This window comes from Akkermansia sp., from assembly GCF_020860705.1.
Classification (GTDB): Bacteria; Verrucomicrobiota; Verrucomicrobiia; order Verrucomicrobiales; family Akkermansiaceae; genus Akkermansia.
The window spans coordinates 21,818-45,606 of the sequence record NZ_JAJBTT010000041.1; the positions used below are offsets into that span (position 1 = coordinate 21,818).

Consider the following 23,789-nt stretch of genomic DNA (forward strand, 5'->3'; position numbering starts at 1 on the left):
AAAGGCCGCGGATCAAATAACCGCGGCCTTTTTTTGCCCAACTCCCTTTCCAATGCGGAGTTTGGGCTTGATGAATGAAACTTCTTACTGTAGCAACAAGACATGCGTTTGTTCGCCCTTCTCGCAGGATTCACCCTTTGCCTGAGCTCCACGAGCTGCCAATCGTATGGGGACTCAAGTGATTACATCCCCCTTGCAACGCCTGTCCCCCCACAGCTTTCCCAGCCCGTCTCCAGCGCCCTTCCCCGCCCCGCAAACTTTCCCACGCGCCCGGTAGCTATTCCTCCGAGCGCCCCGCGCACGCCGCGCTGCGCCAGCGCCTGCGTGATGGATGCCCTCACTGGAAAAGTCCTCTTCTCCCATAACGGCCAGCAGCACCGCCAGGTAGCCAGCACCCAGAAACTTGTAACGGCCATGGTTGTTCTCGAACACGGCAGCCTGGACAACAAAGTAGTTATCCAGCCTTCCGATACCAAGGCAGACCCCACCAAGCTGGGCTTCCGCGCTGGAGAAGTCTACTCCCGCCGGGAATTGCTCAATGCCCTGATGATCCGCAGCTTCAATGACGTGGCCCTGGCCCTGGCCCGCGACACGGCGGGTTCCGTCCCCCGTTTTGCCCAGCTGATGAATGCCAAGGCGCGCCAGATGGGCATGTACAACTCCCGCTTCGTCAACCCCAACGGCCTTCCAGCAGACCAATACTCCACGGCTATTGACATGGCCCGCTGCGCCTACTACGTCTATCGCAACCCGGAACTGCGCAACATCATCTGCAAACGTGAATACGCCTTCACCCGCGCCAACGGCAAGACGCTTCTGCTGAGGAACACCAACAAACTGCTTACCCAGCACTCCTGGGTCACCGGCATGAAAACCGGGTACACGAACGCCGCCGGCCGCTGCCTGGTCTCCTCCGCAGGCTTCAACGGACGCCATGTCATCGTCGTCGTCCTTGGCTGCCACCCGTCCCGCATCTGGGCGGAATCGGAAAACCTGATCAAATGGGCCCTGGGGGACGCCGTATAAGCACCCGGCGGCAATTGGTATTTGACTTTCACGGCGTGACCCGCTATCAGTCCTGCCTATGTTACAGGCAGGTATTGTAGGTCTCCCCAACGTCGGCAAATCCACCCTCTTCAATGCGGTCACCCGGACCCGCAAGGCCCAGGCGGCCAATTATCCCTTCTGCACCATTGACCCGAACGTAGGCATGGTCACCGTGCCGGACTCCCGCCTGCAGGTGCTTTCCGACATGTCCGGTTCTGAAAAAATCATTCCCACGCTCATTGAATTTGTGGACATTGCCGGCCTCGTCAAGGGAGCCTCGGAAGGAGCCGGCCTGGGCAACCAGTTCCTGGCGAACATTCGTGAAGTGGACGCTATCGTGCAGGTAGTGCGCTGCTTTGACAATGATGACATCATTCACGAACTCGGATCCGTGGATCCCCTGCGCGACATTGAAATCATCAACTCGGAGCTCATTCTGGCGGACATCGCCACCATGGACAAAAGGCTCTCCTCCCGGGAACGCAAAGCCCGCAGCGGAGACAAGGAAGCCAAGGCGGAAGTTGCCCTCATTACCAAGCTGCTGCCCCACCTGAATGAAGGCAACCCGGCCCTTACCTTTGAAGCGCAGCTGGACGACGACGAACGCAAGCTGCTTCATTCCTTCCAGCTCCTTTCAGACAAAAAAAGCATCTTTGCCTGCAACGTCAATGAAGACGAACTGGCGGACGCCATCAACAACCCGGACGCCCATCCCTACGTTTCCCAGGTGAAAAAATACGTGGCGGAGCACCACAACGCGGAAGCCATTGTCATCTCCGCCAGGATTGAAGAAGAACTCATCGACGTCTCGGAGGAAGAAGCCCGTGAATTCCTGGAATCCCTCGGCGTGCAGGACTCCGGCGTTTCCGACCTCATCCGCGCCGTGTACCATCTTCTGGGCCTGCGCACCTACCTCACCACCGGCGTCAAGGAAACGCGCGCCTGGACCATCCCGGCCGGGGCCAAGGCCCCCCAGGCGGCAGGCGTCATCCACACGGACTTTGAACGCGGCTTCATCGCTGCGGAAGTGGTGCATTACGACGACCTCGTGTCCTGCGGCGGCAAGGCCGGCGCGCGAGAACACGGCAAGCTGCGCATCGAAGGAAAGGAATATGTCGTCAAGGACGGAGACGTGGTCGAATTCCGCTTCAATGTCTAGCCCGGACCCCTGCCGGAATTCCATTGACTTTTTCTAATGCAGAGAGCAGATTGCTCATAACTTTTACACCTTCCCATGACTGATTCCGACGTCAAATCCACACCCCTGGCAGCCAAGCACGTTGACCTGGGAGCCAGAATGGTTCCCTTCGCCGGCTGGAACATGCCCGTACAATACACCGGCATTCTGGACGAACACAAAGCCGTGCGCGAAGCCTGCGGTATCTTTGACATCTCCCATATGGGCCAGTTCACAGTAGCCGGCTCTTCTGCAGCGGCATGGCTCAACTCCATGCTGACCAATGACATCAATAAACTGGACATTGGCCAGGGGCAATACTCCATCATGCTTAACGACCGGGCCGGCGTCATTGATGACCTCATCCTGTACCGGATGGAGCCGGAAACCTTCTTCGTGGTGGTGAACGCCTCCAAGATTGATGAAGACTTCGCGTGGCTTTCCGCCCACAAGCCTGCGGATGTGACGCTGGAAAACCATTCCGACGAATACGTGGGCCTGGCCGTCCAGGGTCCCAAATGCGGAGAAGTTTTCGCCCGGGTCATTCCCCGCGTAGAGCTCCCGCCCCGCAACGGCATCTCCCGCATCACGGTGGATGGAACGGACCTCATCGTCTGCCGCACCGGCTATACCGGGGAAGACGGGTTTGAATTCTTCTGCCCGGCCCAAGAAGGCGTCAAATGGTTTGAAGCCTTCCTGAACGCAGGAGCCAAGCCCTGCGGCCTGGGCGCCCGCGACAGCCTGCGCCTGGAAATGTGCTATCCTCTGAACGGTTCCGACCTCGCTCCGGACAAAACGCCTCTGGAAGCCGGGCTCGGCTTCTTCTGCGCGCTGGATACGGACTTCATCGGCGCCGACATTCTTCGTGAACAAAAAGCCAATGGACTCAGCCAGCGGCTGGTGGCCATTGAATACACCGGCAAGGGGGCGCCTCCCCGCGCCCATTACGCTGTTCACGTTCCCGGAGGGGAAGCCATCGGAGAACTTACCAGCGGCGTGCTCTCTCCTTCCATGATGAAGGGCATCGCCTTGGCCTACCTGCCTGCTGCCCATGCCAAGGTCGGCACGGAACTGGAAATTGACGTAAGGGGAAGGAAATTCCCCGCCGTGGTGGTTAAAAAACCCTTTTATAAGAAAGGCTGACACTACTGCGCAAAAATAAACTGACAAACACCGCATTTTACTACACTCTCATCTCAAACAATTACATCTTATGCACGACGTACCAGAAAATCTGCTGTATTCCAAGGACCATGAATGGGTTGAAATTGACGGAGACATCGGCACCATCGGTATCTCGGACCATGCCCAGGCCGAACTCTCCGATGTAGTCTTTGTAGACCTTCCCGAAGTAGGAGCCACCGTTGCCGCCGGCGATCCCGTCGCCGTCGTGGAATCCGTCAAGGCCGCCAGCGACGTGTATACGCCCGTTTCCGGTGAAATTCTGGAAGTGAACGAAGAACTCTCCAATGATCCTTCCCTCATCAACTCCGATCCCTACGGCGCCGGCTGGCTGTACAAAATCCGCCTGGACGTTCCCACGGAAACGGAAGACATGATGAATGCCACGGACTACGAGGAATACTGCTCCTGATCCATTCCTCCTCCCTTCGCCCCGGTGATTCCATCCCGGGGCATTTTAATTTAATCCGGCCCTCATGGCCGGCCTCCATTACCTGCCAGATACCACATGAATACCCACTCAGACTTTGCCAGCCGGCACATAGGCCCCCAGGGGGAAGAACGCCGGGAAATGCTCAACAGCCTTGGCTACCAGACGCTTGATGAACTCATTGCGGACATCGTTCCCGCAGACATCCGGATGCAGGCCCCCCTGGACCTCCCCGCGGCCAAATCGGAAACGGACGCCCTGGAGGAACTCCGTTCCATCCTCCGGAAAAACAAGCTGCTGAAAACCTTCATCGGCCAGGGCTACTACGGCACCATCACTCCATCCGTCATTCTGCGCAATGTTCTGGAAAATCCCGGCTGGTACACGGCCTACACGCCCTATCAGCCGGAAATCGCCCAGGGGCGCCTGGAAATGCTCATGAACTTCCAGACCATGGTCTCCTCCCTGACGGGGCTGCCCGTGGCGAACGCCTCCCTGCTGGATGAAGGAACCGCCGCGGCGGAAGCCGTTACCATGTGCCGGAACACGCGCCCCAAGGCAAACACCTTCTTTGTAGCGGACACCTGCCATCCGCAGACCATCAGCGTCATCCGCACCCGCGCCGCCTTCCAGGGCGTCAATATCCTGGTGGGAGACTGGGCCTCCTTTGATCCCGCCTCCATCGGTGCGGACCTGGCCGGAGTGCTCGTCCAATATCCGGATACGCTCGGCCGCATCTGCGACTATACGGACTTCTTCTCCCGCGTACATGCCACGGGCGCGCTCTGCGTCGTGGCGGCGGACCTCATGGCCCTTACCGTCCTTCGGGAACCCGGCGCCTTCGGCGCTGACATCTGCATCGGCAATACGCAGCGCTTCGGCGTTCCCATGGGCTTCGGAGGCCCTCATGCCGCCTACATGTCCTGCACGGACGCCCTGAAGCGCCGCATGCCCGGCCGCCTCATCGGAATGTCCCTGGACACCCAGGGACGCCCGGCCTACCGCCTGGCCCTGCAAACGCGGGAACAGCACATCCGCCGTGACAAGGCCACCTCCAACATCTGTACCGCCCAGGTGCTTCTGGCCGTGATGGCAGCCTTCTACGCCGTATACCACGGGCAGGAAGGCCTCAAGCGCATCGGCACGGAAATCCACCGGAAAACCAAAAGCCTGTACAAGGCGCTCACGACCGCCGGCATCACCATTGAAAACAGGGACTTCTTTGACACCCTGCTGCTGACTGTTCCCGGACAGGCGGACGCCATGGTCCGGAAAACTCTGGAAGCAGGCTACAACATCCGCAAGGTGGACGCGGACCACGTCACCATCTCTCTGGATGAAACCGCCTCCTGCGCAGATGTAGCGGCTCTGGCAACCGCCCTTGCAGGCACGGAAACCTCCGCCGTCTGCTGCTGCGAATCCCCCGCATGGGCACCCGTCCATACGCGCCAAACCCCCTTCTGCACGGAAACGGCCTTCAACTCCTATCACTCTGAAACGGAAATGATGCGCTACATCCACCGTCTGGAATCCCGGGACCTGGCTCTGAATGAAGCCATGATCCCGCTGGGATCCTGCACGATGAAGCTCAACGCCGCTTCCGAGATGATCCCCATCACGTGGCCGGAAACCAGCGCCCTGCACCCCTTCGTTCCAGCGGATCAGTCGGAAGGCATCCGGGAAATGCTCTCCATCCTGTCCGACCGCCTGGCAAAAATCACGGGCTTTGCCGCCGTCTCCCTGCAGCCCAACGCGGGTGCGGCCGGAGAATACGCGGGCCTGCTGGCTATCCGGCGCTATCAGAAACACGCCGGAGAAGGCCACCGCGACGTCTGCCTCATCCCCACCTCCGCCCATGGGACCAACCCCGCTTCCTCCGCCATGGCCGGCCTCAAGGTGGTGCCCGTCAAATGTGACGAAAACGGCAACATCGACATGGACGACCTGAAAGCCCAGGCGGAAGCCCACCGGGACAACCTCTCCTGCATCATGGTCACCTATCCCTCCACGCACGGAGTGTATGAACAGACCATCAAGGAACTCTGCGACATCGTTCACGCCAACGGCGGCCAGGTGTACATGGATGGAGCCAACATGAACGCCCAGGTGGGACTGACCTGCCCCGGCTGCATCGGTGCTGACGTCTGCCACCTGAACCTGCATAAAACCTTTGCGATGCCTCACGGCGGCGGCGGTCCCGGCATCGGGCCCATAGGCGTGGCGGAACACCTCGTTCCCTTCCTGCCCGGCCACCTTGCATTGGGCAACGAAGAAGGTGCCGTGGCCTCTGCGGCCTGGGGCAGCGCCTCCATCGCCGCCATCTGCTGGATGTACCTGTCCATGATGGGACCGGAAGGCCTCAAGGAAGCTACGGAAATGGCTATTCTGAACGCCAACTACATCGCCAGAAAACTCGGCCACCTCTTCCCGGTCCTCTATTCCGGCAACAAGGGCCTGGTAGCTCATGAATGCATCCTGGACCCGCGCCAGCTCACCCATGACGCCGGCCTCACCGTGGATGACATTGCCAAGCGGCTCATGGACTACGGCTTCCACGGCCCCACCATGTCCTTCCCCGTTCCGGGCACCCTGATGGTGGAACCCACGGAATCGGAACCCAAGGAAGAACTGGACCGCTTCATTGAAGCCATGGAACGCATCCATGCGGAAATCATGGCCGTCATCAACGGTACGGCGGACAAGGAAGACAACGTCCTGAAAAACTCTCCCCATACGGCGGAAATGGTCTCTGCCGACGAATGGGCGCACCCCTATTCCCGCAGTGAGGCAGCCTATCCGGTACCCGGCCTGCGCATCCACAAATTCTGGCCGTACGTCGGCCGGGTGGACAACGTATACGGAGACCGCAACCTCGTCTGCACCTGCGATACGGTAGAGGAATTCTCCAAAGCCGTGGAGGGATAATACCAAAGACAATCTCAACCTGCAGAGGGCTGTTCCATTCATTTGGAACAGCCCTCTTTTCTTATCTTGAAACCGGATTTTTAATCCGTAGTCAGTTATCATCATCAAATCTCCCTATTAATAGGGAACATAAGGATAATAGGGGCAATAGAGGAATTTTGCCGTCCCCTATTATCCTTATACTTCCTCTTACCCCTAACCAACTTTCCCTCAGATTTTTTCGTTGACTACGGATTAAAAATCCGGTGAGGTGATTCCAGATGACGTCCCTTCCTGATTTTCTCCAGCCCCGTTTCCTTACATTCTTTTCTTTTTCCAAGGAAGATTCCATGATTCTAAAAGGATATGGAATTCTTTTCATGATTTTTCACCATACCTTCGGTCTGTATGTTCTTCCTCCTGAAGTGGACACGGCCTGGATTTCTCCCTGTCTTACCCAGTATGCCGATATCTTTAAAATCTGTGTAGCCATCTTCTTTTTTATTACAGGCTATGCCATGACGATAACAATGGCTCGTAATACCTCTTTTTTATCTTCCGTTAAAATCGGTGTGCTTCATTACTTTAAATTTTGGCAAATATACCTGTTTTGCCTTCTTCTAGTCGTCCTGATCTCCTGGTCAGCACCTGCTCCCACGCTTCCTTCTCCCGGCAGCCTGGGCTGGGAAAGTTGGATACTTTCTTTATCAGGACTCAGGCCCAGCTACCTAGATTGGTGGTATATGGGGCTTTTCGCTGTGGGCACGCTTGTTTTATTCCCAGCCTGCGCGTTTTTCATGCAGGCCAAAAGCCCCCTCCTTTCCATAGTCGCCCTGTGGATTTTATCTCTATTGCCTCAAATAGTCATGGCGATGGAAAATCCAAACTACCTTCATGTAAAAATTCCCAATTTCCCACATTTCATTCCTTTATTCATCTTTGGTTGCATGTCAGCCTTTTTTACCCTTCATCTCAGCAAAAATTCTTCATGGAAATTTTGGATGGCCCTTTTGACGCTAGCTTTTGAGATCATCACTATTCACTATTACTGTTTTTGTTATGAAGAAACCTTAACTCTACTATTTCTCTTCAGTCTCTGGTGTCTGCCGTATCTGACAAATAAACTTCATCTCACCAGCCTATTGACATTACTGGGCACCTATTCCGCTCTCATGTGGCTCAGCCACAGGTTCATTTTCGGCTACCATTTCAGCCGGGAAATTTATGGAACACACAGCTATGTGATCGTTTACGGATCTACAGTACTGGGTTCACTGATTCTGGCGATTGCCTTACAGTGGCTTATCAATCAAATCCCTAACCTGTTCCACTTGCATCCCTCCGCATCATCAAGATGATGTTCATCAAGGAATACCAACAGGGTTCTCCGCTTAATTCCAGGGAGGATCGCCGTACTTGTTCTCTCCTATCTGGCTTTCCCCATAACATATATACCACAGCAGCAGCCAGCCCACAACGGGAGCAGACAGCAACACCAGGTAAAAGCCGCTTCTTCCCACATCATGGAGGCGGCGCACCATGGTAGCCCCCATAGGAATAAACGCCACGGCAAGCATCACATACAACAAGGGATAGAGCAGCCCCGCCCAGGAAGACAGAGAAGGAAAAAAGCCGCATTTCATGATGGACAGGACCGCGGCGGCAGGCAGCCATATGACACCCATGGTGGAATAAACCTCATGCAGCTCCTGCTTCCCGGCACGCCCTTCAAAGCTGCTCCATTTCTTAATGGTGCGCATCCAATACTTTTCCCTGCTCCAGCGCGGGAGGGCGGGCTGGAACTCTTCTCCGGATTCCGGCATGGCAGTCGCCTCTCCATCGTCATCCATCACGGTCATGGAAGGAATAAAGCCAGCCAGCGGTTGCCAGTTCCCGTCAGGAAGCTTCCTTACCAAAGTCCGATTGGACAGGCGGCCGTGGTTGCGGGCCTGCAACAAAAGCACCAGGGACACGGGCCCCTTGGAGGAGCCGTCAATCGCCTGATACTCATAAAGATCGCTCATGGGAAGCTTTTATTTGGCCGCGCCGTCGTAACTGAACGCAGAGGAGGGTATCTCCTGCTTGGACAACCCGGGACCTTCCCATTTCAAGGTCAGTTTGGAGGCGGGCCCGGCATTCCCCACATAGCCAATCCGGATGGGATGCAGACCGGCCTTCAAATAAACGGGATTCTTCTGTCCGCCCAAATCAGAGGAAACCTCGGCTCCCGGTTCGTACGTCTTGTCCGCATCAATCAACTCCATGCCATGCAGGCGGACAAAAGCCTTGCTGCCCTTATTCACGTCCGTAGCCAGATAAAACGTGTATTCCCCGTCGGCGGGAACATTCAAGTATCCCGTCAGCTCCACGCCGCGCTTCCGGGGACCGTTCATCTTGACGGAAGGAGAAGGAGTCACGCCGTGTGCAGCGGGCTGGCCCTTCAGCTGGCGGAAATCCGGAACCCAGGGAAACTCCCCTTCATACAGGGACCATTTCAACCCGGGCGTTCCCTTCACCTCCACGGCCGGCACCAGCGTCGTATCAAACACCGTCTTGGCAAGATGGGAGGCACGGCGGTTGGACAAGGCGGCGGCCTTCATGCGAGCCTGAAGCTCCGGCTTGGAGGAGGCAAGGTCCTTGCTCTCCTGCGGGTCATTCAAGGTATCGAAAATCATGAAATCCTTGTCGGCATCCTTCATTCCCATACGCAGCCCCTTCAAACCGTCCACAAAAACGATTTGCTGCTGGCCCCGTTCCGCTCCCTTGTGTTCGCCCAGGAAATCCTTGTACCCCGGCGTCTTGCCACCGACGTTATATTCGGAATAAATAATACCGGGCTTCTGCTGGTCCGCATGGCCTGTCAACGTCGGCAGCAGGGAAACACCGTCGCTCCGGGCGGGAACCGGCACGCCGGCGACATCCGCCAGCGTAGCCAGCCAATCATGGAACTGACCGGGCTGCAAGCTGATCTGCCCCTTGGGGATGCGCGCGGGCCAGCGTACAAGCGTGGGCACGCGCATGCCGCCCTCCCAGCAGTCGCGCTTAATGCCGTCCATCATGCCGTAACTCTTGAAAAACTGAGGATTCTGCGCTCCATGCCTGTGTTTGGGATCGGCGCCGCCTTCATTGTGGGGGCCATTGTCAGACGTAAAGACAATCATCGTATTGTTGTCGATCTTCAAATCCTTCAGCAGATGGATCAAATCCGCCACAGCGTCATCCACGCGACGGATCATCGTGGAATGCCGTTTGGCCACATCATTCGGAAAACGGGCATTATCCGGATAAATATAAGTATCCTTGTCCTTCTCCGCCCTGGCGTCAAAAGCCGTATTCACGGATTCCGTCCCATTCTTCTTCACCCATTGCAGGCCGCCTTTCAAACCGCCGCCGGAAGGATAAGGCGTCCCCGGAACCACCAGGTTGCCGTGAGGAGCCGGAAACGCCAGGTACAGGAAAAAGGGCTTGCCGGTCTTGCGGGCGGATTTGCGCTGATCCACAATCCACTGCTTGGCGCGGGCCGCAAACAGATCCGTGGAATAGGCGGTCTGCGGAACCTGGTTCTTGATATTCTTCCATTCGGGACGGGAAGCATAACCGTTGTACTCGAAAATGTCGCGGGACTCGGAAGGATAATGGAAATGCCCGGCCAAATGGTCCAGAATACCGTAAAAATAATTGAACCCGCGCTGATGGGGCCCACCCGTCACCGGTCCATTGCTCTGGCCGCCGCCGCCCACGCCCCATTTGCCGATGGCGGCGGTGTCATAGCCGGCCTCCCGCATCACGGTACCCAGCGTGTGGGAATCTTCAATAGGGTAGTCAAAACGGTTGTTTCTCACCACCCGGGAAGTCCCCTGGTGCACCCCCAGCAGCAGGGAGGCGCGTGCGGGAGCGCAAACGGGAGCGGCAGAATAATGGCGGCGCAGCTGAATCCCCTCCCGCGCCAGAGCAGACAAAGCCGGAGTTTTAAACTCGTTCTTTCTGTCCACTACCCGCCCATTCAATTTCTGCTGGCTCCAGTTGGAATCGAGATCTCCCCAGCCCATATCGTCCACCAGAATGAAAATAACATTGGGCCGTGCGGCTTTTTCCGTTTTGGCGGAAGTTTTTACGGCGTTATCCACAGCAGCCATGGAGGGAACGGCAGCAGTTAACAGAACGGTCAGCAAAGTCAGCAGCTTCATCTCGGAAATGGGAATGTGATTAAAATACAAACGTTAAAAAGATAGCCTATCTTACAGTAAATCTGCCTCATCTCAAGCGAATTAAACGAAATAGCCGCATTGACATTTGAATTCCAATGATTAAAGTGGTTTTTACTATGAAACTGCCCCATCTACTCTTCATCTGTATTTCCTTTCTTTGTTCAGTCCCTCTTTACGGCCTGGACGGCTGGATGACGGATATACAAAAAGCTCAACTCCAAGCCGTGGAACAACACAAGGACCTTTTTATTGTTTATAAGGGAAGCTCCTGGAACCCGGAACAATACGGAACAGCCGAAAGCATGTTTGCATGCAAGGCCGTTCAAGAACGCTTAAAAAAACATTTTATTCTGCTCATTCAGGATTATCCGCCGGAATATCTCGGTGATCTATCCCTGTCTTTTGCCAACAAAGAAAAGATCGATCCTTCCCTGGAATTTCCCGCCGACTGGAACTGGAAACGGCAAAACGCTACCCGGTGCGTCTTCGCAACAGCAGGAAACATTCCTTATCATGTCATGAAGCAGGATGATTCATGGAGCGCTTTCAAAATTGCGCAAGAGGAAGCAGGTGCCAAGAGAAAAAAAGTCCTTCATCTGGTTAACATGGTACAGGCCACCCATGGAGAAGAAAAATACCGGCTCATGGGAAAGCTATTCAATCTGACGGCTTGGTTCCCAGGCATACCGGCTTCCCAATATTTCCGGATGTATTAAGGAAGCAACTTTGTACGACCTCAACAATCTGAGCCATATAAGGAACAACTACGTCAAACAGATGATGGAAACGGTCTGGAATCTCTTGTGGTCTCAGCAAGCCCTCCAATACATTTCCTCCCTGGAAATAAAAGAAATCCCTCAAAACGTCTATTCCAACCTTCCCGTAGAACAAGCGCAGTATATGCGGTTCTTCAAGCTGGTTCTCACGCAGGTTTCCCTGTTGGAAACCACGGAATCAGTCACACTGGATCAATTCCTGAATGAAAATTACAGAAAAACCTGCCTCATTCTTGCGGAAGCCCCCTCAACAACAGCCGCCCGAATCATACGCCTACAACGTGAAAAAATCTTTTCCCAACTCTACCATTGCTACAAACTCTTTCCGCTGGCCTCCCAACCGGAACTTATTCTCAAAAAACTGCCCGATTTGCTGAAAAAACCTTGGGCTGACGAAGAATCAAAGCAGCTTTTTCAGCTCATGGCGGCAGGATGCCATTTGAAAATAGGAGAACTGGACAAAGGACTGGAACTCATGAAAAAAGCCAGAGACATCGCACCATGGACAGGGAATGCAACAAACGCTGATGCCTCCATCCACACCATTACCGGCAACCTTCCCGCTCTCCGGGAATTATGGAAGAAAAAACAAGATGGGGATGAAAAGGCTGCAAAAACATATGAGGAAAACACCTTAATTGTAATATCCCCATTCACTTTAACTATTGAATCATAGCCCCTCCTACGGCAAAATTTTCAAGCTGCAGGTAAGTAAAAAAGTGACCCGGTCCTTCGCACCGGAAAGATGAGAGGCCGTCAGAACCGCTTTTTCCTGTCATCCCTGCGGGGACGGTCGCCCCAACGTTCTCCCCGGTCACCGCGCTCACTGCGGAATCCGCCGCGGTTTCCACGAAATCCGCCCCGGTCGCTGCGGTCCCGGTCCCCACGGAATCCGCTGCGGAATCCTCCACTGCGGCGGGGGGGACGCGGGCCGTCGAAAAACTCCGGAGTGCCCTTGTCCTCACGCACATTCACCTCATACCCGCAGATGGTGGCAGTGGCCAGGGCATCCAGAAGCCGGGGCGCCACGGAAGCATCCACTTCAACCAGGGAATGCTTGGCAAAAATCCTGATGTCGCCGACGGCTCCCTTTTCCATTTCCACCGTATTGTAAAATAAACCGGCAATATCCTTGGGCCTCAGGCCGATCATCCGTCCGCCATTCATGAACAGCGTAACCGTATCCCCATTGTGCTGCCAGGAATCTCCCTTTTGCGGGCTCTCCGCCTCGTCTCCGGGCTGGGGCACATGGCGCGTCCTGCGGGCAGGCTTGTCTTCCGGAATCGGCTGCACTTCCCGGTGGGTGCGTTCCCTGAGCAGGCCAAACAAGGCGGCGGCCAGGGATTCCGGAGCGGCTTCCACGTCCTTCAGCTCTTCCGGCAGAACGGCATCCGGTTTCAGGCGTTCCAGAATATCATCCACCAGGGATTCCGTCCGGAGCTGGTCCACCTGCACGGCGGTCAGCACAGGCTCCGGGGCCAGCTTGACGCCAATGAAACGTTCAATGCGGCTCATCAGGGAAAAATCGCGGCGCCCCACAAACGTGATGGCCTTCCCCTTGCGTCCGGCGCGCGCCGTACGGCCGATGCGGTGCACGTAATCCTCCGGATCACGCGGCAGTTCAAAATTCACCACGGCATCCACATCGTCCACATCCAGGCCGCGGGCGGCAATGTCCGTAGCCACCAGCAGGCGCAGGCTTCCCTTGCGGAAGGAATCCATCACGCGCTCCCTCATAATCTGCGGCATGTCTCCATGAAGGCGGTCCACAGGGTAGCCCCGGGCCGTCAGGCCGTCCACCACATCATCCACCACCTTCTTGGTATTGGCAAACACCAGCCCCATCTTGATCTTTCCGGTGTCAAGCAGGCGGCTGAGCACCTCAATCCGGGAAGAAAACACCACCTCGTAATAAGTCTGTTCAATGGTAGGCACCGTCAGCGTGGGCCGCTCAATGGTAATCTGGACGGGGTCCTTCATGAACCTGCTCACCAGGCGGTTGATCTCCGGAGACATGGTAGCGGAGAAAAACAGGGTCTGCTTCGTTTCCGGCATGGACTCCGCAATGCGCTCAATATCCTCCAGAAACCCCATATCCAGCATCTCGTCCGCCTCGTCCAGAATCAGCATGCGGAGATTGTCCAGCCTCAACGCGCCGGATTCCATCAGGTCCATGACGCGGCCGGGCGTTCCCACCACGAACTGCACGCCGCGGCGCAGGGCGTCCAGCTGGGGACGGAAGGAGGAGCCGCCATAAATGGGAACGGCGGAAACGCCATCCATGAACAGGGCCAGCTTGTCCACTTCCCTGCAAATCTGAACGGCCAGTTCCCGCGTGGGGCAGAGGGCCAGAACCTGTACATGGCGCTCATCCGGATCAATGCACTCCAGGGCAGGAATGGCGAAAGCAAGCGTCTTTCCGGAACCCGTATGGGACAACCCCACGATATCGGACCCTCCGATCGCAGCGGGAATCGCCTGCTCCTGAATGGCGGAAGGAGTATCGAAGCCGAGCACTTCAACGGCTTCCAGGATCTCCGGCGAAATGCCAAGCGTCGAAAAAGAAGATGTTTGAGTCATGGGGGAAAAATGATCTGTCAGAGTCACGGGAGAAGCTGAACATTATTCACACCCGTGTCCAGCCAAAAGAACGAAAGATACCGTCAGATGCCACGATTTCCGGGGGTTTGCCAGCGAAGGGAAAAAGCCGGCCCCGCGCTTCTGGTCTTTACATTCACACACGGGGTTGCAACTTGCGGCACCATATCCCCGTATGATACAAGTACCTGCCTCCGAATTCATGGATAAGACGCAAAACAACCCACGTTCCTCCCTGCTGGGAATTTTCATTAACATTCTGCTGCCGGTATTGATTCTGGACTACTGCAGCGCTGGGCCCGCCAATCCCCTGGAACGTCCGGAAGGGGAAAGCTTCTGGCACATCGGGCCGGTATGGGCGCTCGTCATCGCCCTCTCCCTGCCCGTCATCTATGGAATCCGCTCCCTGGTCGTCACCAGGAAATTTGACTTGATGTCGGGCGTAGGCATGGCCGGCGTGCTGCTGACGGGCGTCATCAGCATCTTCGTTATCGGACCGGAAGGGCACATTCACAGCGCCACCCCCTGGCTATTCGCCGGAAAGGAAGCCCTGATCCCGCTCATCCTGGCCGCGGCCGTCGTCGTCTCCCGGTCCACCGGATCCCCTCTCCTCAATATGTTCATTTACACGCCGGAGCTGTTTGACGTACGCAGGATAGAACAAACAGTAGCCACCAATGGAAAAGAACAGGCCTATCAACGGCTGCTGGCAAACTCGTCATGGATCCTGGCGGGCACGCTGGTAGCCTCTTCCATCGGCAACTTCTTCCTGAGCCTTTCCTTCATGTCCTCCGTCATGCGCCAGCCTGAGGCGGAGCAGCAGATCGCCTACAACGTAGCCATCGGCAGCATCACCTGGTGGGGCTTCCTGATCATCGGAGTTCCCATCCTGGGCGCCCTCATTTTCATCATGACCCGCCTGATCAAACGGCTCGGCCAGCTGACCGGACTCAACCGGGACGAACTTCTTCTAAGATAATCCGCTTAACCTATGCACACCCATACTCCATTCATCCTGGCAGTAGCCGTCGCCCTCAACACAGCCTGGGCGGCCGCTCCGCAATTCGACCGCATCTATGGCTCCCACATGGTCCTTCCCCATGGAAAAAACGTACCCGTCTCCGGAACGGCGGACCCCGGCAGGGAAGTATCCGTCACCTTCGGGGACGCCGTTCTGAAAACAAAGGCTGACGCCAAAGGGAAATGGAGCGTCACCCTGCCCCCCATGCAGCCCAATGCCACAGGGCAGACGCTGACCGCTACCCAGAATGGAGACTCTTCCAAGCTGGACGACATTCTGGTGGGGGAAGTGTGGCTGGCCTCCGGACAGTCCAACATGCTCTTCCGCCTGAACCAGACCAGCACCGCCAAAGAAGACATAGCCGCCTCCGGGGACGAACAGCTGCGCCTGCTCAACAACGTTCCCCAGGCCCACACCAACAACGCCCCTTATTCCGACAAGGACTTCAACGCCGTTACCACGGACAGCTTCTACAAGGGAGAATGGAAAACCAGCTCCACCTCCACCTCCGGCCCGATGGCGGCCGTGGGCTACTACTTCGGCAAGAAGCTCCGGGAGGGCCTTGACATGCCTGTAGGCATCATCCACTCCTCCCTCGGCGGCTCGGAAATAGCGGCTTGGATACCCCAGAAGGTCATTAACACCAACAACACCTTCCGCTCCTTGCGCGGCAACCACTGGCTGGAATCCCCCTTCATCTCGGACTGGGTAAGGGGCCGGGCCAAAAGGAACATCTCCCCGCGGTTGAACCAGGGGTCCCCGGACCATCCATACAAACCCGCCTTCCTTTATGAATCCGGCATCGCGTGGATGACGGGTCTCCCCATTACGGGCGTTATCTGGTACCAGGGGGAATCCGATGCGGAGATCATTGACAACGAACAAAACGGCATGCTGCTGAAAACCATGATCAGCTCCTGGCGGAAAGCCTTCCGGAACCCGGACATGCCCTTCGTCATGATTCAGCTCCCCCGCATCAACGACCCCTCCAAAACACGCGCAGGCTGGCCTGAATTCCGTGAAATGCAGGATATGACGGCTAAAACCGTTCCGAATGTTTACAGCGTCAACACCATTGACCTGGGATCCACCAACTCCGACGTGCATCCTCCTTTCAAGCGTCCCGTGGGGGAACGCGCGGGCAATACGGCCCTGAACAAGGTCTACGGCAAAAAAGTTCCCTGTGAAGGCCCCTCTTTCAAGGCCTTCAAACCCTCCGGCTCCAGCATCCTGATCCAGCTGGAACATGCCGCCGGCCTGACCACGACGGACGGCAAGGAACCGGCCCAGTTTGAAATTGCGGGGACGGACGGCGTTTATCATCCCGCCACGGCGGAAATCACCAATAGGAAAAACAATACCGCCGTCATCAAGCTCACCTCCCCGGAAGTCAAATCTCCCAAACACGCCCGGTACTGCTGGAACCGTTTCGTTACCCCAAATCTGGTCAACGGAGACCAGCTTCCGGCGCGCCCCTTCCGGACGGACATACCTTCCTCTAAAAAATAATCCTCTTCACTCCACCATACCATGAACCTTCATCTTCTCTTCGCTTCCCTGGCAGCCACCCTTTCCCTGGGCATCGCTGCACAGGCCGCCCCCACCAAAGTAGCCTGCGTAGGGGACAGCATTACGTTCGGCTCCGGCCTCAAGCCCGGAGACGCCCGGTATCCGCAGGTGCTCGCCACACTGATGGGACCGGAATTTGACGTCAGGGGATTTGGCAACCCCGGAAAAACGGCGGGCGACTATCCTGGCCAGCCGGGACGCTGGTACGGCAGTACCAAAGAGCACAAGCAGTCTCTGGAATTCAAGGCGGACGTTTACATTTGCAACCTGGGCATCAACGACACGGGCCGCTGGTGGGACCCCAAACTGTTCGCCAAGGGCTATGACGACCTGTTCCATGCATGGAAATCCGCCAGCCCCAAAGCCAAATTCTTTGCCTGGGGCCTGCTGGGCCCCGACTACCGCGGCCCGCTGAACAAAAAAGCATTCCCCGGCAACTGCTATCCGGACGTGCGTAAATACTCAGGCTCGGACAATGGCTCCGCAGCCAACCGCCCGGAAGCGGAAAAACTGATCGCCTCCGTGGCGCGCAAGCACAAGGTTGGCCTCTTTGACGCTCTCACCCCCCTCTCCGACCACCCGGAATGGTATGTGGACGGATTGCATCCCACGGAGCCGGGCGCCCGGCGCATTGCGGAAATCACCTTCGCCAAACTGGTAAAAAGCATGAAGCTCAAGCAGCCGGCTCCCCGGCTGGAACCGGGCACCGGCAACGTGATCATTAACAATAAGGGAGACTCCGGCATTCTGCTGGACGGCTGGAAGCTGACGGACGGCTCCAATACGCTCGTCTTTGAAAACGCCACCGTCGTCCATCCCAAGGACAGGATCATCATCACCATCGGCACGGAAACCCAAAAAGACCCGACCAAGTCTCTCCAGATCAAGTCTGCCAAATCCCCTGCAGCCTTCCGCCTGATTCCCGCAAAAAATCATTAACACATCCCTTGCCACTACTCATGGGAGATGCTTGTCTTCAGCATCTCCCATATTTTTTTCATCTCTTTCCATCCATGCACGAGGGAGCCTTCCGGCAATCTGCCGGGTTCCGGAAAGTTTCCGGCTTCCCTCCCCAAGCGGGGGTATCTCCGGGAACAAATCTTCCTCCCTGTCCCGGATATTTCATTCCATCCTATTTTATTTGAGCATTTCTGCCGTATGAACGGTCTACAGTGCATGGAACAGAATAAATGCAAATCATCCGCATGCTGCCTGCTGGGTCCTTTTTCCACCAACACCAGCATGGACTTCGGCGTCCTGCTGCTGCGCCTGGGCGTAGGTGCGATGATGCTTGTACACGGCATCCCGAAATTAGGGATGCTCATCACCGGAAACTGGGCGGCTTTCCAGGACCCGCTGGGAATCGGAAACTTCCTGTCCCTGCTGCTGTGCGTAGGCGCTGAATTCGGATGCTCCATCCTGGTCTTCCTGGGGCTCTTCACCCGGCTGGCCACCCTCATCCTGATCATCAACATGTGCGTGGCGCTCTTCCTCGTTCTCGGCCTCTCGGGCTGGGGCGCCCAGGAACTCGCAGCCATTTACCTGCTGATTTACCTGACCCTCTTCTACACGGGGCCGGGCAAATTCTCCCTGGATGCCTGGTGGCTCTGGCGCGACTGCAAGATAGAAGTGGAATAAAAGGCCTTCTCCTGCGCGGCCTATGGCAAAAATACTTCTTTTTTCACTCGCCGCGGCAGGAGCCTTCCTCTAGGATGCTGGCACACCCAGTCCATCCGTTCAATGTCCGGCAAATTAACCTACAAGCAATCGGGGGTCGATACCAAAGAAGCAGCCGCTTTTGTATCTGACATCAGCTCTCACGTTAAAAGAACGCAAAAACAGCGCTCCCTGCACCAGGCCTTCGGCCTTTTTGCCGCCGCTTATGACCTGAGTTCCTACAAGGAACCGGTCATCGTCACCGGATGTGACGGCGTAGGCACCAAGACTGAAATCCTCTTTGAACTGGACATGGTGGAAACCGCCGGCAAGGACCTGGTGGCCATGAACGTCAACGACATCCTTACCACGGGCGGAGACCCCCTTCTTTTCCTGGACTACCTGGGCATCTCCAACCTGGAACAGGAACGTGCCCGCATCACCCGCCTGGTGGCCGGCATGTGCGATTATCTGGAATCCTGCAACTGCATCCTGGCCGGCGGGGAAACGGCGGAAATGCCCGGCGTCGTTCCGGAATCCATCGTGGAACTCTCCGGCTTCTGCATCGGCTGCTGTGAAAAAAGCAAGCTGATTGACCCTAAAACCGTCCGTCCGGGTGACGTATTCATCGGCTACCAATCCGACAGCTTCCATGCCAACGGCTGGAGCCTCATCCGCCGCATTCTGGAAGAAAACCCGGACGTGGTTGATGAAGAGGAACTCCGTTCCCTGCTGCAGCCCACCCGCCTGTACCACGACGTGGTGGCGGACATGCGCCGCTTCAACGTCATTCCCAAGGCATACGCCCACATCACGGGGGGCGGTCTTCCGGAAAACCTGGAACGTTTTCTGGGCGACTACGGCGCAGAACTCACCATCCCCTTCTGGGACAACGCCGCGGCGCAGAAAATCCTGAAGCACGTGGACGCCCGGGATCGCTTCAACACCTTTAACATGGGCATCGGCTGGGTAGCCATCGTGAAACCGGAGGACGTGGAAGCCGCATTGAAGGCAGGGCCCGGCGGCACGGTCATCGGTACGTTGAGAGAAGGCCGCGGCATTCACGTCAAGGTACAGGGCGAATAGAGAAGACACCATTTCCTTGCAGCGGGCACACCACACTTACTAGGACAATCCTTTCATCACAATCCCATGAGCGATTTTCTTAAACACGAGTGCGGCGTAGCCGCCATTCGTCTGCTTAAGCCTCTCTCTTATTTTCAGGATAAATACGGCTCCACCCTCTGGGCGTTCAACAAGCTGCTTATCCTGATGGAAAAGCAGTACAACCGCGGCCAGGACGGAGCGGGCATCGGCTGCGTCAAACTGAACATGCCCCTGGGGCAGCCCTATCTGTTCCGCACCAGGGACGCCAGCAAGGACGCCCTCACCACCATCTTCAACGGGCAAATCAAGAAGCTCAACAAAAAAGTCCGCCGCGGACAAGTCAGCCTGAAGGACGCGGAAGACATCAAAAACAACTTTGACTACGGCGGTGAAATCCTGATGGGCCACCTCCGCTACGGTACCTCCGGCCTCTTTGACGAGGGCTCCTGCCACCCCTACCTGCGGCGCACCAACTGGCCGACGCGCACGCTGATGGTGCTGGGCAATTTCAACATGACCAACACGCCGGAACTCAACCAGCGCATGATTGAACGCGGCCAGCACCCCGTCTTCGGCACGGACACGCAGACCGTCCTTGAAGAAATCGGCTACCATCTGGACGAAGCCCATACGGACCTCTACCGCGCCCTGCGGGACAGCGGAATGCCCGGACCGGAAATTCCCCATGCCATTTCCTCCCGGCTCAACATCCAGGAAATCATCCATAACTCCGCCAAACAGTGGGATGGCGGATATGCCATCATGGGCGCCATCGGCAACGGGGACTACTTCTGCCTGAGAGACCCCCACGGCATCCGTCCCTGCCACTACCTGATCACGGATGAATTCATTGCCGTAGCCTCTGAACGCGTTCCGTTGATGACCGTCTTTGAAGTGGAAAACGAACAGGTGCAGGAACTGCCGCCGGCCCACATGCTTTCCATCAAGGCGGACGGCACGCACCTCATCACGGAATTCACCACGCCGCTGAAACCTACGCCGTGCTCCTTTGAAAAAATCTACTTTTCCCGCGGCAATGACCCCATCGTATACCGGGAACGCAAGGCCCTGGGCGCGGCGCTGACGCCGCAGATCGTGGACTCCCTGGAAGACCGCTTTGACAAATCCGCCATCACCTACATTCCCAACACGGCGGAAACCGCCTACTACGGCTTGCTGGAAGGACTGCGCGTCTACCGCCGCAAGCGTGTGCACGCCCAGCTCCTGGAAGCCCTGAGAAACGGGACGCTGGATGAAAACATGCTGGACAGCGCCATTCTGAAACGTTGGCCGCGCGGTGAAAAAATCGCCCATAAGGACATCAAGATGCGCACCTTCATCACGCAGGAAAAAAGCCGTGCACAGCTGGTCTCCCATGTATATGACCTTACTTACGGAGCCGTGGGGCCGGAAGACGTGCTCGTAGCCATTGATGACTCCATCGTCCGCGGCACCACGCTCAGAAGATCCATCCTCCGCATTCTGGGGCGCACCAATCCACGTAAAATCGTTGTCGCCTCCACTGCGCCGCAAATCCGGTATCCGGACTGTTACGGCATAGACATGTCCGAACTGGGGAACTTCATCGCCTTCCAGGCGGCCGTCTCCCTGATCAAGCAGCACGGGCAGGCGCGGCTTCTGGAAGACGTGTACAAGGCATGCAAGGAAGAACTGGCCAAACCCAAGGAGGAACGGCGCAACTGCGTCAAGGCCATCTATGAAGGCCTGACGGACGCTGAAATCTCCCGGGAGATCACCCGGCTGGTCACCCCGCATGATGCGCCGTGCCCGGTGGAAGTCATTTTCCAGACCATTGAAAACCTCCATGCATCCATAGAAGGCCCTTGCGGCGACTGGTATTTCACCGGGGACTACCCGACTCCGGGCGGATATACCACAGTTAATGTGGCATACATGCGCTGGTTTGAAGGCAAAGGGGGCCGTGCATACGATTTGCCCTTGTAGCTGCGCCCTGTTTTTGGGTATTCTGCCGCCAATATGTCGGGACCCATTGCATATACGACCTTGGAAGACACTGAACTGGTCGCCAGGGCACGGGAAGGAGATTCGCGGGCTTTTGATGAACTTGTCATTCGTCACAGCCGCAAGCTCCATGCCACCCTGTACCAGATGACGGACAACTACGACGATGCCTACGACATCGCTCAGGAAGCGTTCTCCAAAGCCTACAGGGCCTTGCGCTACTTTAATGGACAAAGCGCCTTTTATACGTGGCTGCACTCCATTGCCGTCAACCACGCCAGAAACTTCCTGAAAAAGCGCAACCGCAGGATGACCTACAGCCTGGATGACGACGAATACGGCGACCATACGGAAAAGGACATGAACATGGCTGATGAAACGGATGGGGCGGACCCGGAACGCCGCACTCATTTGAACGAACTTCAGCTCAAGATCAATGAAGCTTTGAAAAAACTTTCCACCAAACACCGGGAAGTCGTTGTCCTTCATGATGTAAAAGGCCTCAACCATACGGAAATATCAGCCCTGCTGGGCATCTCTGAAGGAACACTCAGATCCCGTCTGCATTATGCCCATAAAGAACTGCAGGGTCTGCTGGCTGAATATCTAAGTTAATGGTGAAAAAAATATTGAACGCCAGTTCCTATTGCCCTGTCAAACGGATAGTCCCAGATTCAGGACTAAAGTACCCTAACCCTTATCATACTTAATATCAACGACGATGGATAAACAATCCACAGAACATAACGAGGAAACTCTGGTCGCCATGCTGGCATCTTTCCGCAAGGAAGCTTGTTACCATGACAACTTTGAAGAAGATTTCCTCCGCAATTTTCATCTAAGAAAGGAAACCGATCCGGCTACCCACTCTGCTTGGAAATTGTTGCTCGAACGCCTGGACAACTATCTGCAAAACTTTCGTGGTTGGCAGTGGGTCTATGCTTCCATGTCCATCGTGACATTGGCCGCAGTCGGCGTTATCATCGCCTCCGGGAACATGGACGAACCTTCCGATTCCTACGTATCTTCCAACAAGGAAGAGAACATATTGAAGGGAACCGTTCCTGTGAGCAAGGAAACTATTGAACAACCCTCAACCGAAGTCGCCACCTCTGAAAAACCTGAATTCACTACGGGAGCGTCTTCACATGAAACATCGGTCAACGACAATCAGCTGAAGACTGATTCCAATACCGATAAGAAACCGGTATCCCGAGTTCTCATTGAGATGTAACACTCCATGATGAACCTGGCTCCGATATTGGCAGGCATGGCCGTGGCAGGCTTGATTTATCAAGCGGCGGCTGTGCCTGCCCCTTTTAAGGTGGAAGCCATTCCCCAGCAGGCGGAAGTAGCGCCCTACACGACCATGGCGGCGCAGGTGGGAAAAGACATGATCGCCTCCCTGATTCCCTACCGGGTCTTTAAAAACGGCTCCGTAACCTATTACCTGGGGGACCGGGATACACCGCCTATTCAGGTATGGGCCCAGGAAAAACTCACGGGCCTGACGATCTTCAAGGTGGACCCTGCCCGCATCAACGCGGGTCAAGCGGTGCTGACTCCTTCCGGGGCTCTCCGGCGCGGCGCCAGACTGGCCTTTGCCAGCAGCCGGAATGAACCCACGCTGGGAATTTACGTCGGCATGGAACATTCCATAGGAGACACCAGTTTTCCCCTGCGGCTTGTCCGCGCCCAATTCCCCAAACTGGCCGCTCCGCCCATCGGCCAGCCATGCTATGATTCGGAAAACCGCCTGGTCGGCATTGTGCTGGGAGTCTCCCGCAAGGGAACCTGCCACCTGTTGCCCGCCCAGGCCATTTCCTTCCTGGCAGACCATCCGGAAGCCAAAAGGGTGCGCCTGGGGTGCCTGCTGGACATCAACTCCTCCACTCCGGTCATTGAAGGCCTCATTAACGGCGGCCCTCTCGCGCGGGGAGGCATCCAGACCGGTGACATCCTTATCAGCATCAACGGCATGCCCATCCGCAACTACGGAGACATGCTGGATGCTACCTATTACCTCACGGGAAATACCCCTCTGACTATTGAAGTCATCCGCGGCACCCAGGTGGTCAAAAGCAGGGGAATCATTCCCACGCAGGACGAGCGCTGATCCGCAGACACGGTT

Annotated in this window: 21 protein-coding genes; 17 read left to right on the plus strand and 4 right to left on the minus strand. The window is 56.3% G+C overall.

Annotated features, from left to right (window positions below):
* Positions 1-102 precede the first annotated feature (102 nt).
* From LIO64_RS09355 to gcvP, 5 genes are all read left to right on the plus strand, one after another.
* Entirely contained in the window at positions 103-1,026 is a 924-nt protein-coding gene (locus LIO64_RS09355; protein WP_290549175.1) for a D-alanyl-D-alanine carboxypeptidase family protein, read from the plus strand.
* Between the two features lie 58 nt (positions 1,027-1,084).
* The gene (ychF, locus tag LIO64_RS09360; protein ID WP_290549176.1) at positions 1,085-2,206 is read left to right on the plus strand and encodes a redox-regulated ATPase YchF; all 1,122 of its coding nucleotides are present in this window, start codon (positions 1,085-1,087) and stop codon (positions 2,204-2,206) included.
* Between the two features lie 75 nt (positions 2,207-2,281).
* Complete coding sequence (gene gcvT, locus LIO64_RS09365) at positions 2,282-3,367, plus strand: glycine cleavage system aminomethyltransferase GcvT (protein WP_290549177.1); 1,086 nt, start codon at positions 2,282-2,284, stop codon at positions 3,365-3,367.
* Positions 3,368-3,437: 70 nt separating this feature from the next.
* Positions 3,438-3,818, plus strand: a complete 381-nt coding sequence (gene gcvH / locus LIO64_RS09370; RefSeq protein ID WP_102711966.1) for a glycine cleavage system protein GcvH — start codon at positions 3,438-3,440, stop codon at positions 3,816-3,818.
* Between the two features lie 96 nt (positions 3,819-3,914).
* On the plus strand, positions 3,915-6,761 hold the full coding sequence (gene gcvP / locus LIO64_RS09375; RefSeq protein WP_290549178.1) for an aminomethyl-transferring glycine dehydrogenase: 2,847 nt from the start codon (positions 3,915-3,917) through the stop codon (positions 6,759-6,761).
* Positions 6,762-6,852: 91 nt separating this feature from the next.
* Here gcvP and LIO64_RS09380 read toward each other — a convergent pair whose 3' ends face one another.
* The gene (locus LIO64_RS09380) at positions 6,853-7,122 is read right to left on the minus strand and encodes a hypothetical protein (protein ID WP_290549179.1); all 270 of its coding nucleotides are present in this window, start codon (positions 7,120-7,122) and stop codon (positions 6,853-6,855) included.
* On the opposite strand from LIO64_RS09380, the gene LIO64_RS09385 reads away from it, so the two are divergent.
* Positions 7,121-8,098, plus strand: coding sequence for a hypothetical protein (locus LIO64_RS09385; protein ID WP_290549180.1), 978 nt, complete (start codon positions 7,121-7,123; stop codon positions 8,096-8,098). The genes LIO64_RS09380 and LIO64_RS09385 overlap by 2 nt on opposite strands.
* Positions 8,099-8,131: 33 nt before the next feature.
* Here the strand turns inward: LIO64_RS09385 and LIO64_RS09390 are convergent, their stop codons facing one another.
* Both LIO64_RS09390 and LIO64_RS09395 read right to left on the minus strand, forming a co-directional pair.
* Positions 8,132-8,764, minus strand: coding sequence for a DUF805 domain-containing protein (locus tag LIO64_RS09390; protein ID WP_290549181.1), 633 nt, complete (start codon positions 8,762-8,764; stop codon positions 8,132-8,134).
* 9 nt (positions 8,765-8,773) lie between these two features.
* Positions 8,774-10,927 (minus strand): sulfatase-like hydrolase/transferase, encoded by a 2,154-nt coding sequence (locus tag LIO64_RS09395; protein ID WP_290549182.1) that lies wholly within the window; start codon positions 10,925-10,927, stop codon positions 8,774-8,776.
* A 137-nt stretch (positions 10,928-11,064) separates the two neighbouring features.
* On the opposite strand from LIO64_RS09395, the gene LIO64_RS09400 reads away from it, so the two are divergent.
* Positions 11,065-11,664, plus strand: coding sequence for a hypothetical protein (locus tag LIO64_RS09400; protein WP_290549183.1), 600 nt, complete (start codon positions 11,065-11,067; stop codon positions 11,662-11,664).
* 10 nt (positions 11,665-11,674) lie between these two features.
* The gene (locus tag LIO64_RS09405; RefSeq protein ID WP_290549184.1) at positions 11,675-12,400 is read left to right on the plus strand and encodes a hypothetical protein; all 726 of its coding nucleotides are present in this window, start codon (positions 11,675-11,677) and stop codon (positions 12,398-12,400) included.
* A gap of 80 nt (positions 12,401-12,480) precedes the next feature.
* Here LIO64_RS09405 and LIO64_RS09410 read toward each other — a convergent pair whose 3' ends face one another.
* The gene (locus LIO64_RS09410; RefSeq protein ID WP_290549185.1) at positions 12,481-14,304 is read right to left on the minus strand and encodes a DEAD/DEAH box helicase; all 1,824 of its coding nucleotides are present in this window, start codon (positions 14,302-14,304) and stop codon (positions 12,481-12,483) included.
* A 193-nt stretch (positions 14,305-14,497) separates the two neighbouring features.
* Between LIO64_RS09410 and LIO64_RS09415 the strand changes: the two genes are divergently transcribed.
* The 9 genes from LIO64_RS09415 (at position 14,498) to LIO64_RS09455 (ending at position 23,774) form a co-directional block, all read left to right on the plus strand.
* The gene (locus LIO64_RS09415; protein WP_290549186.1) at positions 14,498-15,301 is read left to right on the plus strand and encodes a VC0807 family protein; all 804 of its coding nucleotides are present in this window, start codon (positions 14,498-14,500) and stop codon (positions 15,299-15,301) included.
* Positions 15,302-15,313: 12 nt separating this feature from the next.
* Positions 15,314-16,852 carry a sialate O-acetylesterase gene (locus tag LIO64_RS09420; protein WP_290549187.1) on the plus strand — a complete coding sequence of 513 codons (1,539 nt, stop codon included), beginning with the start codon at positions 15,314-15,316 and terminating at the stop codon, positions 16,850-16,852.
* 21 nt (positions 16,853-16,873) lie between these two features.
* Complete coding sequence (locus LIO64_RS09425) at positions 16,874-17,851, plus strand: GDSL-type esterase/lipase family protein (RefSeq protein ID WP_290549188.1); 978 nt, start codon at positions 16,874-16,876, stop codon at positions 17,849-17,851.
* A gap of 219 nt (positions 17,852-18,070) precedes the next feature.
* Complete coding sequence (locus LIO64_RS09430; RefSeq protein ID WP_290549189.1) at positions 18,071-18,550, plus strand: DoxX family protein; 480 nt, start codon at positions 18,071-18,073, stop codon at positions 18,548-18,550.
* A gap of 102 nt (positions 18,551-18,652) precedes the next feature.
* A complete protein-coding gene (gene purM / locus LIO64_RS09435) occupies positions 18,653-19,654 on the plus strand; it encodes a phosphoribosylformylglycinamidine cyclo-ligase (RefSeq protein ID WP_290549190.1) in 1,002 nt (333 codons plus the stop codon).
* 66 nt (positions 19,655-19,720) lie between these two features.
* On the plus strand, positions 19,721-21,640 hold the full coding sequence (locus tag LIO64_RS09440) for an amidophosphoribosyltransferase (RefSeq protein WP_290549191.1): 1,920 nt from the start codon (positions 19,721-19,723) through the stop codon (positions 21,638-21,640).
* A gap of 60 nt (positions 21,641-21,700) precedes the next feature.
* Positions 21,701-22,273, plus strand: coding sequence for a sigma-70 family RNA polymerase sigma factor (locus tag LIO64_RS09445; RefSeq protein ID WP_179218865.1), 573 nt, complete (start codon positions 21,701-21,703; stop codon positions 22,271-22,273).
* 106 nt (positions 22,274-22,379) lie between these two features.
* Positions 22,380-22,892, plus strand: coding sequence for a hypothetical protein (locus LIO64_RS09450; protein ID WP_290549192.1), 513 nt, complete (start codon positions 22,380-22,382; stop codon positions 22,890-22,892).
* A 6-nt stretch (positions 22,893-22,898) separates the two neighbouring features.
* On the plus strand, positions 22,899-23,774 hold the full coding sequence (locus LIO64_RS09455; RefSeq protein ID WP_290549193.1) for a PDZ domain-containing protein: 876 nt from the start codon (positions 22,899-22,901) through the stop codon (positions 23,772-23,774).
* Positions 23,775-23,789 lie beyond the last annotated feature (15 nt).